Origin of the sequence: Anaerotignum propionicum (assembly GCF_024461735.1) — a bacterium.
In the GTDB taxonomy this organism is placed as follows: Bacteria; Bacillota; Clostridia; order Lachnospirales; family Anaerotignaceae; genus Chakrabartyella.
In genome coordinates, this window is the sequence record NZ_JANGAD010000013.1 from 23020 (window position 1) to 37760 (window position 14741).

The following is a 14741-nucleotide window of genomic DNA, read 5'->3' on the forward strand; positions in this document are numbered from 1 at the left end:
TAGATTCGAAAGTACCTTTTCTGATAATATAGGGGGCAATCAAATGGGTGGTTTAAGAAACAGTATAGTTAAAAAAATCGGATTGACCATATTTCTATTTATTTTTCTGTTGTTTATTATTTATTATAATTTTTTGAATGTTCAAATTAAAGATTATTTGGAGCAAAGAGGCATGGAGCAGCTTAGTAAAGAGTCTGAAAATATTTGTTCCGAAATTGAGGTCTTTTTGCAGAAATATATTTTGATTGTTGAACAAGGGAAGAATAATGAAGAATTCATTAACATAGCAAAAGAGGTGAAAGACCGTCATCAAAAAAGAGAGAACCCTTTATATGGGAAGGTGAGCAAACAGCTTGAAAATATTCGTGGTTTGGATCAGAATATTGCCCAGGCATATATAGCCCTAGCATTGGAAAACGAAGATGACTTAATTACGAATCTTTATGATTATGATATGGATCCCACATATGATTTATCAAAGAGAGAATGGTATCTTAATACGATTGAACAAGATAAAACCACAATTACAGCCCCCTACGTAGATATGATTTCTAAGAAAACTGCAATAACCATAGCCACACCCTTGAAGGATAATAATGAAATTGTGGGAGCATTCGGTTTGGATATTTTGATGGAAAATATTCATGCAATTATGGATAATTATAATGGGGAATCCGAAGCAGATATAGATTTAATATATGATTCGGGACTCATACTGTATAATGCCAAGGGAAGGGGCTCCTTTCAACGAACCAATGACTACATACAGGATATACTCCCTCCGGAATTGGTTGCAGAAGTTCTTTCAGGAAAAAGCGGGGTATCGCAATACACTTATGAAGGACAGGAGAAGTATCTCGCTTATTTCCCGGTGAAAGATACAAATATCATTGTAGTAACAGATATATTGCGCTCGAAAATACTAGCACCTATTCATAAATTTGTACTCATGAACTTGTGTATTTTATTTTTAATCATTTTGTTGTTATCGTTGGTTTTATTGATATTAAGAAAGCATTTTTCGACTCCCCTTATAAAAATTTGTGATGAGATGAATCATTTTTCTAAGAACGGTTCTATTACTCTGCCCCCTAAATATTTGGTAAGAAAAGATGAAATTGGAGTCTTATCAAATGGAATTATTTATATGCTGAATGAAATTTCCAACTATATTATGAAATTAGAAGAAAAAAATCAAGATTTATTTGATGCAAAAGAAACCATAAATAAAGAAAGGTTGTTGTTTAAAACTACAATTCATTCTTTGGGGGACGGAGTGATATCGACAGACGCAATGGGCAATATTCTAATTATGAATGATGTGGCAGAAAAATTGACAGGTTGGAGTATGGGAGATGCCCTAGGCATGCCTTTTGAAACGGTATTTCATATTGTCGATGAAAATACGCGTGAAAAGTGTATTACTCCTATAAAAAATATTGGGGAATGCAAAGAACATAATGGATTAGAAGCAAATGTTTTACTGATAAAAAAGAATGGCGAAGAGATCGCCATTGAAGAATGTGCTGCTCCAATTTTGGATGATTGGGGTAATATTAAAGGATTAGTTGTTGTTTTTAGGGACTATACAGATAAGAAGGAAAAACAAGCAAGAATATCCTATTTGAGTTCCCATGACCAATTGACAGGACTATATAACAGGCATTTTTTTGAAAATGAGATAAATAGGTTAGAACAAGAATCGGTTATTCCTTTATCTTTGGCACTCATTGATGTGAATGGTTTAAAGCTGATTAATGATGCCTTTGGTCATCAGAATGGGGATAAGCTATTACAAATTGTTTCCAGAGCATTGGTAGATATTTGCAGAAAGGATGATATTATTTGCCGTATTGGTGGAGATGAATTTGTTATCTTGCTGCCAAAAACAGATCATCAAGAAACAGAGCTTGTGATAAATAGAATTTATCATAAAATATCAAATCAAAGGCTCAATAATACGACAATTTCTGTCTCCATTGGCTGGGCAACCAAAACAACCTTAGAACAGAAAATCTCAGAAATTTATTTGAAAGCGGAAAAGGATATGTATCGGCGTAAATTAATTGAAAGTCAGCAAATGAAAGAAACTACTATACAAACTATTATACATACCTTGCACGAAAAGGATCCTAGGGAGAAGTTGCATTCTGAAAATGTTGGAGATATGAGCAAAAGGATTGGTAAGGCATTACAGTTGAATCAAGAGCTTTTACAGGAAATCGAAATGGCAGGTTTTTTGCATGATATTGGAATGATAGCCATTGATAGGGGGATTTTAGAAAAGCAGGATAGACTAACCCCTTCGGAGTATGAAATCATTAAACGGCACGCTGAGGTTGGGTATCACATACTAAAGTCGATAGACACATTCGCCTATTTATCGGACTATATTTTGGCACATCATGAGCGTTGGGATGGGACAGGATACCCAAGAGGTCTAAAAGGCAAAGAAATACCTTTGGTTTCCAGAATTATTATGGTCGCCGGTTCTTATGAAGCTATGACTTCGGAGCGTGTATACAGGTCCGCTTTCAGTAAAGAAGAAGCTATGCTGGAGCTGATTCGTTGTTCAGGTACTCAGTTCGATCCTAATATTGTGCAAGTGTTTTTGAGTATTTTGCAAAGGAATGAATGTCAATGATTCATAGTTTGCTCCGGGGGAAGATCGAATATGAGAAAGAATCTTAGCCCTAACAATTTATTTTGGTATGAGAATAAAATGAATTGTTTTATGGTATTAGAGAAGGCTTGTGCTGCTTATTTTTAAATTTGATAGGGGAAATTGCCTGTATTATTCCGTTTTATAAACATATTTTGTATTTTATTGAATCAGGACGAACATATATGACGGGACAAACATAGTATATATTAAGAACCAAAGAAAGGCAGGATAAAAGCAAAAAAGATCTATTTTTCAGTTGAACATGGGATGGCCAAATCCATGAATAAAGCAAAAGCCTATAAGAAAACTCCTTTTTACCCTTTCGAGCAGACTCCAAATACATTCCGTTTTGTAGCGATGAACAAACGGGACTGTGCGGATTGTTACGAAAGGGTTATAATTTTTTATAGTAATATAAAAGTTTTTTTGAGCTTGAAATAAAAAGACCTTATTGATATTAAGGTCTTTTTTTGGTTTATAGAGTTCATTTTTAATTATCGAAAATTATTTTGTTATTTATTTCTGATTTTTTAAAACTACTTTTGGAGGCAATGTAATAATATATAAAATGATTAAATCCAGTTAAATTTACAAATATTGGATAAAAAATTGATATATACACCTTTTCACAAAATAAAATCATCATCTTAGCAATATAATTTACTATTAGAATAGTTAGGGTGATATCAGTGTTTAATAAAATTGAAAATTTAGTTTTTGAGGGTGGAGGAATACTTGGAGTATCATATCTAGGTGTATTAGACTATTTATTTCGTAATGGTCATATGGAAGATGTTACTCGGATTGCGGGCACATCAGCCGGTGCTGTCACAGCATGTATTACTAGCTTTAACCTTCCTTTTGGGGAGAGCCGGAAAATTTGCAATACCTTGGATTACAGGCTGGTCCCGTCAAAAGGAAAGATAGAGAATTTTGGTTTTATGCCAGAGGAAATAAACGAACGGCTTGAAAAATTTTTGGGAGACATGAGTTGTGTTTATCGTTTAATAAACCGATATGGCTGGTTTTCTACAGAGTATTTTTATGATTGGATAAAGGGTGTGATTGGTGACCAATTTGATCCTACAAAAAAAGCGCCGCCTTATACTTTTGCTGATTTTAAAGATCCAATGCTCCATAAAGACGGCAGACCATTTCTGGATTTGTATGTGGTTGGAACGGACATATCTCTAAAAACAACGCAAATTTTTTCCTATGATACAACACCAAAAATGGAGGTCGCCCAAGCAGTACGAATTTCTATGTCAGTTCCTATTTTTTTTGAGGCTGTCATCAGGGAAAGAACCAATACTTTGGGAAATTCCGTTATAAATGTTTTTTGTGATGGGGGGTTATTGCATAATTACCCTTTAAATATTTTTGACTATCCCATGTATAGTGATAATCTTTACGATGGTGTAAATATGTCAACCCTTGGTGTTCGATTCAAATATAAATATGGTCATACCCATATTGATAACCTTTGGCAATATATAGATAGCCTTTTGCGTGCCTCTACTTATATTCAGCAGCAAATTTATGAAAGTAATCCATTAAATAAAGAACGCTCTATTACAGTTGATACAAGCGACATCCAAGCATTAGACTTTGACATTGATGTTAATGATGTAGCCTATCGCTTTTTATATCGCCAAGGCTATGAAGCAGCAAAAGAATTTTTTAGCGATGGCAGATATGGAGCAGAGATTCAATGAAAGAATGGTGGACAGCTCTTCTACCGAAACATTTTGCAATTGGATTTTTCTAATCCAACGGAATGGAATGTCAGCAGATTCTTTTTATTAACCATATGTCAGCTTCAAGAGGATATTTGAGGTGATTACTAAGAGATGAGAAAAAAATGCATACTTGTTTTTTGCCCTGTCTTTGTGGCATACTATTTCTAAGTATATATGTTTCTAACCAATACCATGCTGTTTTCTAAGAAATTTAAACAAATGAAGAGAGGATGAAATAAGATGGGAGAATTAGCGAAACTTGTAAATATTGGAGTGGTCATTGAGGAACAATTGAATTCTGCTGGAATAACAACGTATGATCAACTAAAGGAGCTAGGGAGTAAAGAAGCATGGTTAAAGATCAGGGCCATAGACTCATCGGCATGCTTACACCGCCTATGTGCCTTGGAAGGTGCCATTCAGGGTGTTAAAAAGAGCCTGCTATCTCAAGAAAGTAAGGCGGATTTACAAGACTTTTACAGATTTTTTAATTCATAAAGGAATGGCGTGATGATTAGTTATTAGCCATTAAGAATCCTTTTACTTTCCATCTCTTGTTATGGAAGTTTTTGATTGATTTAGATGTCTAAAACAGCTGATAGATTTTTCTTATCTATCAGCTGTTTTTATATCTTTCCATTCAGAATACGTTCTTTGAGATTCAATATCTTTGTTTCAATTAGCGCAATGGTTTCTATGAATGTTTCATAATCCAATCCCCAATCCTCCCGATGCTTGCAGGCGAGGGTGGGACATTGCACATTATAACCCATGGTTACAACGATATCCACCGGTGAGATGTCTGCAAGAAGCTTGCTAAACTTGGATTCCTCCATATCAATTTCGTGATACTGCTTTATAAGTCGCACTGCAGCGGCAAAATATGAATTAGAATGAAAAATCCGTCATAATAAAAATGATGGATACAAGAAAAAATATTAATTTCTACGATTACTATACCATAAAATGAGGGAAAATTCAAGTCTTGTACTCATTCCCGTTTAGGTGTATTAAGTATAAGAGGTGATTTAGAATGGAAGAAAAAAGTGTGACTGCACTGGCTTGTGCATTCTCAAGAGCGTACCATGTTGAAAATAACAAAATCAAAATTTTCGATGACAGCATAGCTAGGTTACTCTTGAGTAAGGAAGAATATTTTCAAATATCAAGAAGTATGGCAGATGGGATTGGGTTTTTTAATCCCAATTTTACAGGTACTGATGAGGAGGCATTAAAATGGATTGTTGACAACCAACTTTCTCAAACGCCCCTTGCAAGAGGAATATTCACTGAAACGGCACTGCAAAGGGCTGTAGCCATTGGCGCAGCTCAATATATTATTTTAGGTGCAGGATATGATACATTTGGGTACAGACAACCTGATTGGGCGCAGAATATACAAATTTTTGAAATAGACCATCCTGCCACAGCAAAGGATAAGAAAATTCGTCTTGAAAAAGGAAAGATTGACATACCCAAGAATGTTCACTTCATTCATGCTGACTTTACAAAAGAACTATGGCAAGAGGCATTGATAAAATATAGCTGTTTTGAAGAAAGCAAAATTAGTTTTTGCAGTATTCTTGGTGTTGTGTATTATTTATCAAAACAAGCTTTTGAAAAATTGGTCTCCATCCTTAGTGCTATTTTACCAAAGGGAAGCACCCTTGTTTTCGATTACCCTGAAGAAATTAAAAATACAGATATTGCAGATGAACGTTGGAGTAAACAGATTTTGCTGGCAGAATCCGCAAAGGAAAAGATGCTTGCTAGCTATTCCTATAAAGAAATAGAAAACATTCTTTCAGAACACGGATTTTTGATTTATGAGCATTTAACTCCCCAACAAATGACAAACCAATACTTTGATGTCTATAATCATGAAAATCCCACCCATCCTATGTCTGCAATTGAACATGTGAATTATTGTTTGGCAGTAAAAAACTAAAAAAACCATGAAATAGTGATCTTTGAAGTGGAAAAAGCAATAAAATAAATTTTATTTTAAATAGGCCTTGCAAATGATTTTTAATCGTTATATGCTTTCCACAAGGATATCCTTTATATATCTAAAGGAGGAAATAGAAGTATGAATGAAGAAAAAATCAAAGAATTTGATACAATAATTCAAAGAGACTACCAAAACATAGCCGGCATTGTTGCCGAAAAAAAGGGTGTTAGAGTATATGAAAACTACTTTAACGGGTATACCTCTGAACATACTGTTCATGTAGCTTCGGTAACAAAGAGTGTTTTTTCGGTGTTGCTCGGGATTGCTATAGAATTAGGGTATATTAAAAGCATAGAACAAAAGGTATTAGATTTTTTTCCTGAATACCAAACTCACTCAGAAGAAAAGACCATACAGAAGATTACTATAAAAAATTTGCTTACAATGACTGCTCCATATAAATATAAGGTGGAGCCTTATGAAATGTTTTTTACAAGCCAAAACCCCATTCAAGACGCGTTAAATTTCTTAGGGGGAGATAACCCTATTGGAGAATTTTATTATTCTGCTGTGGGTGGAACTCATATTTTATCAGGAATTCTCATGAGGTCCACGGGGCAGTCTGTTCTTGAATTTGGGAAGAAGCACTTATTTGAGCCATTGGGAATAGACGTAACCCAAAATGTGATATTACGCAATAAGGAAGAACATATTTCTATAATGAATGATAAATACACAAGGGGATGGGTTGTTGACCCTCAAGGTAGAAATATGGCAAGCTGGGGTCTTTTTCTGACACCGTCTGATATGGTCAAAATAGGTAATTTATATGAAAATGGCGGTATGTGGAGCGATAAGAAAATTGTAACGGCAGATTGGATTGACAAGAGCACAATGGAACAGAGCAGATGTGTTGAGTGGGGCAATCTGGGGTATGGTTATCTTTGGTGGATTATAGACCAAAATTCCTATGCCGCTTTGGGAGATGGTGGAAATGCAATTTATGTCAATAGGAAGAAAAATATTGTTGTCTCTATTGCATCCTTTTTTATGCCCGATGCCAAAGATAGGATTGCTTTAATCAAGAAATATATCGAGCCTATGATTGAAGATTCTTGGAATTGATTTTTTAACTATGGGTGCTTTTCAGAAATCAGAACAGCAGTGATTATTATAAAAACAACCTTTCAAATGGAAAGGTTGTTTTTTATATGAGTAAAAATTAGAACAAAAGATGAATTAAGTAGACAATAGATTTTAGATATTGATTTGATTTCAATAATAGTAAGCAAAAGAAATTATCAAAACACATAATTTTTACAAATTCATTTATTAGAATAAATAAAAAATGGTAGGAGTGGATGTTAAATGAAACTTTGGTGCTATCTAAGAGAAGCATTGAAAAGATACGTAATACAACTTGAAAAATCAAATCAAGAGGTTTTCGGAAACCAAAAGCCGGATTGCTGTAGTTTAAATCGACAGAAAGGGAGAAACCTCGGCTATAAAAACGTAAAAGAAAATACACAAAAATAGGAGGTCTTTTATGGAATCCTCTATAAAGGAAAAACGGCTTTTCATCCGTGGAATGACATGTGTAAGCTGTCAGAATAAAATCGAAAAAACACTTCGTAATACAACTGGAATAAAATCGGTTCAGGTGAGCTACATAGATGGTTTTGCAGATATCTCTTTTTTCGAGAATGAAATCACCCTCCAGAGAATTACTACGCTGATTCAGGGACTGGATTATACTGTGTTGCCAAACAAAGATTCCCACCAAATTCAAAAGAAGCAGGTGGCGGGAGTTTTAGTCATTATCCCTTCGTTATATTATCTAATGCAGCAATTTGGCATTCTAAATTTATTTACACCAGGCCAGTTGGCAGATGTCAGAATGGGGCATGGCATGCTCTTTATAATTGGACTTATGACGTCTGTGCATTGTGTGGCGATGTGTGGAGGTGTTAATTTATCTCAATGTGTTCAAATTGAAAAGACTGGGAACGGGAAAAATGATGCTCTTTCTACGCTTAGACCAAGCCTTTTGTATAATTTGGGTCGGGTGATTTCTTATACTGCCGTTGGTTTTGTTGTAGGCGGATTAGGCTCCTTGATTACGTTTTCAAATACCATGCAGGGGACAATTAAATTGATTGCGGGAATCTTTATGATAATTATGGGATTGAATATGTTGGGAATCTTTCCGTGGTTACGACGGTTTCAACCGCGGATTCCCTTTCTATTTTCCCATTCCATAGAAAATAAAAAAGTTGGAAAGGGTCCATTGTTGGTGGGTCTGTTAAATGGGCTTATGCCTTGCGGCCCATTGCAGGCAATGCAAATATACGCATTGTCCACGGGGAGCCCCTTTGCTGGTGCACTTTCCATGTTTCTGTTTAGTTTGGGAACGGTGCCATTGATGTTTGGACTAGGTGCACTGAGTTCTTACTTAGGGAAAAGGTTTACCAATAAAATTTTGACAGTAGGGGCGGTATTGGTTGTCGTTCTGGGGATGTCAATGTTTTCTCAGGGCTGGAGCTTGTCGGGTTGGGGATTTCCTCAAATATTTTCAGGCAGTCTATCTTCTAAAGCCGACACTGACAAAAATAACGTGAAGATTGAAAATGGTGTTCAGATTGTAAATAGTACTCTTGCATCAGGTAGTTATCCGTCTATTACTGTAGAGAAGGGAATGCCTGTAAAATGGATCATTGATGCGCCTGAGGGTAGTATCAATGGTTGTAACAATCGAATTCTCATTCCAGAGTATAACATTGAGTATCAATTTAAGACTGGGGAAAATATCATTGAATTTACTCCTTCCAAAGCAGGTAGCTTCCCTTACAGCTGTTGGATGGGAATGATAAGAAGTTCAATTCGTGTTGTGGAAGGGGATTCCGCTATTGCTGAAGGGGATAAATCTTTGGAACAGAGGGATGTTTCTGGTGAACCAGTTCCCTCGGATTACATAATTCCCACAGAGGAGATTGGGCTTGGAGAAAAGAGAGATAACATTCAGCGGGTAACTGTTGAACTGACTGATGATGGATTCAAACCTGGGGTAATTGTTCTACAGAAAGATTTGGAGACAGAATGGATCATTCTTAATTCTTCATCGAAGGAAAGTAATTCTATGTTGCTGATTCCCTATTATGTGGCTCAGATTCCTTTGAATACCTCCGAAAACTCGCTCCTAGTCTATCCCACGGATGACTTTGCATTTTCAAATGGGGATAGCAGCTTCTTTGGATATGTAAAAGTGGTGGAGGATACTTCAAATATAGACACCAATGCCATTAAGAAAGAAGTAACTGATTTCCAGCCTATGATCTGGCCTCCTCAGACATTTGCAGGAAGGGGTGGGGCATCCAGTTGTCATTGATGTGAGTTTTAATTCAATTAAAATCCACAGACTATGCCATAAGAAGGCTGTATAATTTAAGCTCATAGGTATTTATATAAATAACATTTTAAGGAGGCATGATATATGGATTTTTTCATAAGTCATTGGCATTGTATACTTCCTATTGCAGGAATTGTCATCGCATTTTGTTTATTATCAGACAAAGGAAAAGACAGAAACAACAAAAAATAAATAGAATTTTACACACAAATCAGGAGGAAATGATTATGAAAAGAAATAAAAACACACTCAATAATAAAACAAGAAAATTAGAACCCAAAAGGAAATTCTCCATTAAGTCAACATCAATGTTTATCATGTTACTGGTTGTTGCATCTTTTGTATCTGCTTGCGGAAGTACGCAGACTGTTGAAGAGCCAAAATCTACGGTGAAAGATAGTTCTGCAGCTATCCCAGCGGATCAGGACATTGTAATACCCATCAGTGAGATAACCGAGACAGCAAAATTCTATCCTGTTGATGTGGAGGGAACAACCTTAGAGGTGGTGGCTGTGAAAGCATCAGATGGTTCTATTCGAACAGCATTTAATACCTGTCAGGTTTGTTATGATTCAGGGAAAGGATATTATGAACAGCAGGGAGATTTGCTTGTTTGTCAGAACTGTGGAAACCAATTTTCCATGGATCGGGTAGAAGTTGAAGCCGGCGGTTGTAATCCATGGCCCATTTTTGATGAAAATAAGACCGTGACAGAGGATTCTATCACGATCTCATATGGCTTTCTCAAAGAATCCAAAGGGATTTTTGCAAATTGGAAAGGTTCTTATTAATCATTTGTAGACAGATGCATTTTCATTGAGCAATTAATTTCTAGACCACTTTTTCTCAAATAATCTTGTCCCCAGCTATACATAGCCTCCAAAATGGGTCGCATGCTGATTCCTAATTCTGTCAGACTGTAATCCACCCTTGGAGGTACTACGGGGTACACTTTTCGCACAATGAGTTTGGCTTCTTCTAATTCCCGCAATTGTTGGGTAAGCATTTTAGGGGTTGCCTGGGGAATTAATCTGCTAAGTTCTCCGAATCTTAACGTAGAGTCAATTAGATGCCACAAAATAAGTGATTTATATTTTCCGCCGATGATGTCTATGGTTGTTCCCACGGGACAGTTGATTTGCGAAGCATTACATTTCATTCAATTCCCTCCAATACTATCTTTTTGGGTAGTATATCACAATTAAGTGCGTACTTGATAAATCTGTATTAACTGTCATAATAATATCATCAGAATGATTCTTGGTCAAGGATAACATAAGTAAGAAAAATTAGGTTTTCGCATGGAGCCATGACATATGGGCAGAATAAAATGGATTGGTAATTTATTGAATTGAGATGAAAAACTGAAAAATAGGTGAAAACATATTTTATGATTTATATAATTTGAGAAGATTATTGTAAAATGGAAGCGTTCGGTTATTCATGGGGAACGGTTCTATTTGGAAAGGAGTTAATATGGACAGTCAAGTATTGAACATCAGAGGGATGACCTGTGCCGCTTGTGCCCAAAGAATTGAAAAAACGGTGAGGAAGTTATCTGGAATAGAGGAGGCATCCGTAAACCTTGCTAGTGAAAAGCTATTTGTAGAATACGACGAAAATGCCCTTTCTCTTACTGCAATTAAAGAGGCTGTGAAAAAGATTGGGTATGAGGTGGAAGAAAAGGCTAACAGTAGCGTAACAATACCTATAGGTGGAATGACCTGCGCCGTTTGCGCCCAGCGTGTGGAGAAGGCAATGAAAAAGCTGGATGGTGTGACAAGTGCTTCTGTTAATTTTGCTTCGGAAAAAGCGACGGTGGTGTATGAGCCTCAAACGGTGCGTTTGTCTGCCATTCGTGAAGCAATTGAAAAAGCAGGATACGAGGCCTTAGAAATAAATAAAGAGGACGCAGCAGATGAGGATAGACAAAGAAAGGAAAAAGAAATTAAAATTCTTCAAACAAAGCTTGTTGTTTCTGCATTGTTTTCCGTTCCACTTTTATACATTGCTATGGCACCTATGATTACATTTGTTCGCCTACCTTTTCCTGAGGGGCTTGATCCTATGGGATTCCCTTTGCTTTTTGCATTGGTGGAGCTATTACTGGTAGCACCCGCAATTGGTGTGGGCTATAAATTCTATACGGTAGGCTATAAATCTTTATGGCAACGCAGTCCAAATATGGATTCTTTGATTGCCATAGGTACCACTGCCGCTGTGCTATACAGCCTTTATAATACTTGGTTGATTGCCAATGGCAATTTTGGAGCAGTGGATCATCTTTATTATGAATCGGCAGGTGTAATTATCACTTTAATTCTCCTGGGTAAGACTCTTGAGGCTATTTCAAAAGGACGTACTGGTGAGGCGATTAAAAAGCTCATGGGGCTTGCACCGAAAACTGCTATAATAATAGAAGATGGTAAAGAAAAAGAAATCCCCATTGACGAGGTAGAAATCGGCGATATTATTGTTGTAAAACCCGGTGGTAAAATTCCAGTTGATGGTTCGGTGATTGAAGGGCATACTGCCATTGACGAGTCTATGCTTACTGGTGAAAGTATGCCGGTGAATAAAAAGGCAGGAGACCCTGTTTATACAGCCTCCTTAAACACTACGGGCACCATTCGTTTTCGAGCGGAGAAGATTGGCAGTGATACTGCTTTGGCTCAGATTATTAAGCTGGTTGAGGATGCACAGGGCTCCAAGGCACCCATTGCCCAGATGGCGGATATTGTATCAGGATATTTTGTACCTGTGGTATGCGTCATTGCCCTTGTGGCTGGAATTGGTTGGTACATCGGCACTGGCAATATTGAGCTTGCGCTTACCATTTTTACTGCAGTTCTCGTGATTGCCTGCCCTTGTGCTTTAGGCTTGGCGACCCCAACAGCCATTATGGTTGGCACGGGTAAAGGTGCCGAAAACGGTATTTTGATTAAAGGCGGCGAGGCATTGGAAACTGCCCACAAAATTGACACCATTATCTTTGATAAGACAGGAACGATTACCGAGGGCAAGCCTACTGTGACGGATGTGATTACTATAGAAGGTGTGGAAAAGAACCAACTATTGCAAGTAACTGCTTCAGCAGAAAAAGGCTCAGAGCATCCATTGGGGCAGGCAATTGTTCGTGGGGCAGAGGAAAAGAGTTTGGAAATGCTTCCGATGGAACATTTTGAATCTCTCACAGGCAGAGGCATTGAGGCACAAATGGACGGGCAAACTGTATTGGCAGGAAATCGCAAGCTGATGGAGGAGAGAAATATTTCTCTAAGTGCTTTGGAAGCAGAAAGTGATAGGCTGGCGGAAGAAGGAAAAACACCTATGTATGTGGCTTTGAATGGTAAGCTTTCCGGTATTGTGGCAGTTGCCGATGTTGTGAAGCAAAGCAGTCGAGACGCCATACGGGAGCTGCATAATATGGGAATAGAAGTTGCCATGATTACGGGAGACAATAAGAAAACTGCATCTGCAATCGCCCGACAGGTGGGCATTGATCAAGTTTTGGCTGAGGTACTCCCTCAGGACAAATCCAATGAGGTGAAAAAGCTTCAGGCCCAAGGCCGTAAGGTTGCCATGGTTGGCGATGGTATCAATGACGCTCCGGCGTTGGCGCAAGCTGATATTGGGATTGCTATAGGCTCAGGTACTGATGTTGCTATGGAATCTGCCGATATAGTACTCATGCGATCAGATTTGATGGATGTTCCCACTGCGATTCTTTTAAGCAAGAAAACCATCCGTAATATAAAACAAAATTTATTCTGGGCGTTTGGTTATAACGTAATTGGTATACCCATTGCGGCAGGCGTTCTTTATCTCTTTGGAGGACCACTGCTGAATCCTATATTTGCGGCGGCGGCCATGAGTCTAAGCTCTGTCTCTGTACTTACCAATGCTCTAAGGCTTAAGAGATTTAAAGCAACAGTCAGAAAAGAAGGGGGGGTATCGGCATGAAAAAAAATTCAAAGCTAATTTGGGGAATTTTAATCGGTGTAGTTATTCTTGCCTCAATCATATTTGTTTTTCTTAGAGCCGCAGGAGGAAGCATCGATGTTGTTGGAACAGGCTCTACCGCTTCTTTTGAAAAGATACTCACAGCATCCAACGATAGGGTGAGGGTTGATGAGAAAAATGTAGGTTGGTCTCTGGAAGCGCCTGATGGTTCTGTAAGATTTATCTGGAGTGGTGATTACAGTAAAAGCCCTCTTTATGATATTATGTTAGAAATAGATGAAGAGCCTTTTATTCAGGCCGGTTTAGATGTATCAAAACTGCCGGAATATTATAATGCCTCCGAAGGAATGCTTACAGTGGGGGTAAAACTTACCAATGATAAGCTTACCCATGAGAGTGATTCCACTCCATTGGCTGGCTATAAGCAGATTGTAGAGAATGATAGAAAAACATTGGGTTATCATATGGCGCTGGATCATTATAATGTGAGTCTTGGTAATGGGAATATGTTTGAATGGGCAAAGGATATGCAGGAAAATGGAGTTACAAAAGAAAAACAGGATAAGGATATTGTGTTTGTCCTCAATCCGGAGCCTCTGATTGCCGCTGGTGTTGACCCTGAGAAAGTTGAGGGATGGGTTTATACGACGGTTAACGTTGAAATGAACGGAAAAGCCCAAGATGTTTATAAATTCTTGAAACCCGTTGATTTAGAGTGATTGGAAGGCAAAATCGTTCTTTTAAGGGACGTTGAAAAATAATATAAAATTTATATGAATGATGGGAGGAACAACAATATGGAAGAAACAGTATTAAAAGTAGAAGGTATGTCCTGCGAGCACTGCGTGAAAGCGGTTCAAAAAGCCGTTGGGGCATTACCTGGGATAGAGAATGTCTCTGTAGATTTGAAAGGCAAAACGGTTTCGGTAAAATATAATCCAGAGCAAAGTACGCTGGATAAAATTAAAGCAGAAATTGACGATCAGGGATATGATGTGATTGGCTGATTACAAGGGG

The 14741-nt window shown here is 37.5% G+C and carries 13 protein-coding genes; 11 read left to right on the top strand and 2 right to left on the bottom strand.

Annotated features, from left to right (window positions below; genetic code table 11):
• Positions 1-43 precede the first annotated feature (43 nt).
• The 3 genes from NE558_RS13520 to NE558_RS13530 all read left to right on the top strand — a co-directional run bounded on the left by NE558_RS13520 (position 44) and on the right by NE558_RS13530 (position 4902).
• The gene (locus NE558_RS13520; protein WP_256150678.1) at positions 44-2644 is read left to right on the top strand and encodes an HD domain-containing phosphohydrolase; all 2601 of its coding nucleotides are present in this window, start codon (positions 44-46) and stop codon (positions 2642-2644) included.
• Between the two features lie 710 nt (positions 2645-3354).
• Entirely contained in the window at positions 3355-4380 is a 1026-nt protein-coding gene (locus NE558_RS13525) for a patatin-like phospholipase family protein (protein WP_256150680.1), read from the top strand.
• A 264-nt stretch (positions 4381-4644) separates the two neighbouring features.
• Positions 4645-4902, top strand: coding sequence for a TfoX/Sxy family protein (locus NE558_RS13530; protein WP_256150681.1), 258 nt, complete (start codon positions 4645-4647; stop codon positions 4900-4902).
• Between the two features lie 128 nt (positions 4903-5030).
• On the opposite strand, the gene NE558_RS13535 is transcribed toward NE558_RS13530, so the two are convergent.
• A complete protein-coding gene (locus NE558_RS13535; RefSeq protein WP_330643496.1) occupies positions 5031-5240 on the bottom strand; it encodes a hypothetical protein in 210 nt (69 codons plus the stop codon).
• A 197-nt stretch (positions 5241-5437) separates the two neighbouring features.
• Between NE558_RS13535 and NE558_RS13540 the strand changes: the two genes are divergently transcribed.
• The 5 genes from NE558_RS13540 (at position 5438) to NE558_RS13560 (ending at position 10552) form a co-directional block, all read left to right on the top strand.
• Positions 5438-6352, top strand: coding sequence for a class I SAM-dependent methyltransferase (locus NE558_RS13540; protein ID WP_256150682.1), 915 nt, complete (start codon positions 5438-5440; stop codon positions 6350-6352).
• 141 nt (positions 6353-6493) lie between these two features.
• Complete coding sequence (locus NE558_RS13545; protein ID WP_256150683.1) at positions 6494-7480, top strand: serine hydrolase domain-containing protein; 987 nt, start codon at positions 6494-6496, stop codon at positions 7478-7480.
• Between the two features lie 243 nt (positions 7481-7723).
• On the top strand, positions 7724-7891 hold the full coding sequence (locus tag NE558_RS14790; RefSeq protein ID WP_256150685.1) for an LDCC motif putative metal-binding protein: 168 nt from the start codon (positions 7724-7726) through the stop codon (positions 7889-7891).
• Positions 7892-7901: 10 nt separating this feature from the next.
• Positions 7902-9740 carry a sulfite exporter TauE/SafE family protein gene (locus NE558_RS13555; protein WP_256150687.1) on the top strand — a complete coding sequence of 613 codons (1839 nt, stop codon included), beginning with the start codon at positions 7902-7904 and terminating at the stop codon, positions 9738-9740.
• A 248-nt stretch (positions 9741-9988) separates the two neighbouring features.
• A complete protein-coding gene (locus NE558_RS13560) occupies positions 9989-10552 on the top strand; it encodes a DUF2318 domain-containing protein (RefSeq protein ID WP_256150688.1) in 564 nt (187 codons plus the stop codon).
• Here NE558_RS13560 and NE558_RS13565 read toward each other — a convergent pair.
• On the bottom strand, positions 10549-10920 hold the full coding sequence (locus NE558_RS13565) for a winged helix-turn-helix transcriptional regulator (protein WP_256150690.1): 372 nt from the start codon (positions 10918-10920) through the stop codon (positions 10549-10551). The genes NE558_RS13560 and NE558_RS13565 overlap by 4 nt on opposite strands.
• A gap of 317 nt (positions 10921-11237) precedes the next feature.
• Here NE558_RS13565 and NE558_RS13570 point away from each other — a divergent pair, with 317 nt between their 5' ends.
• The 3 genes from NE558_RS13570 to copZ all read left to right on the top strand — a co-directional run bounded on the left by NE558_RS13570 (position 11238) and on the right by copZ (position 14731).
• Entirely contained in the window at positions 11238-13724 is a 2487-nt protein-coding gene (locus tag NE558_RS13570; protein WP_256150691.1) for a heavy metal translocating P-type ATPase, read from the top strand.
• The gene (locus NE558_RS13575) at positions 13721-14443 is read left to right on the top strand and encodes a hypothetical protein (RefSeq protein ID WP_256150693.1); all 723 of its coding nucleotides are present in this window, start codon (positions 13721-13723) and stop codon (positions 14441-14443) included. The genes NE558_RS13570 and NE558_RS13575 overlap by 4 nt, the downstream gene beginning before the upstream one ends.
• 78 nt (positions 14444-14521) lie before the next feature.
• Entirely contained in the window at positions 14522-14731 is a 210-nt protein-coding gene (copZ, locus tag NE558_RS13580; RefSeq protein ID WP_256150694.1) for a copper chaperone CopZ, read from the top strand.
• The last annotated feature ends 10 nt before the right edge of the window (positions 14732-14741 follow it).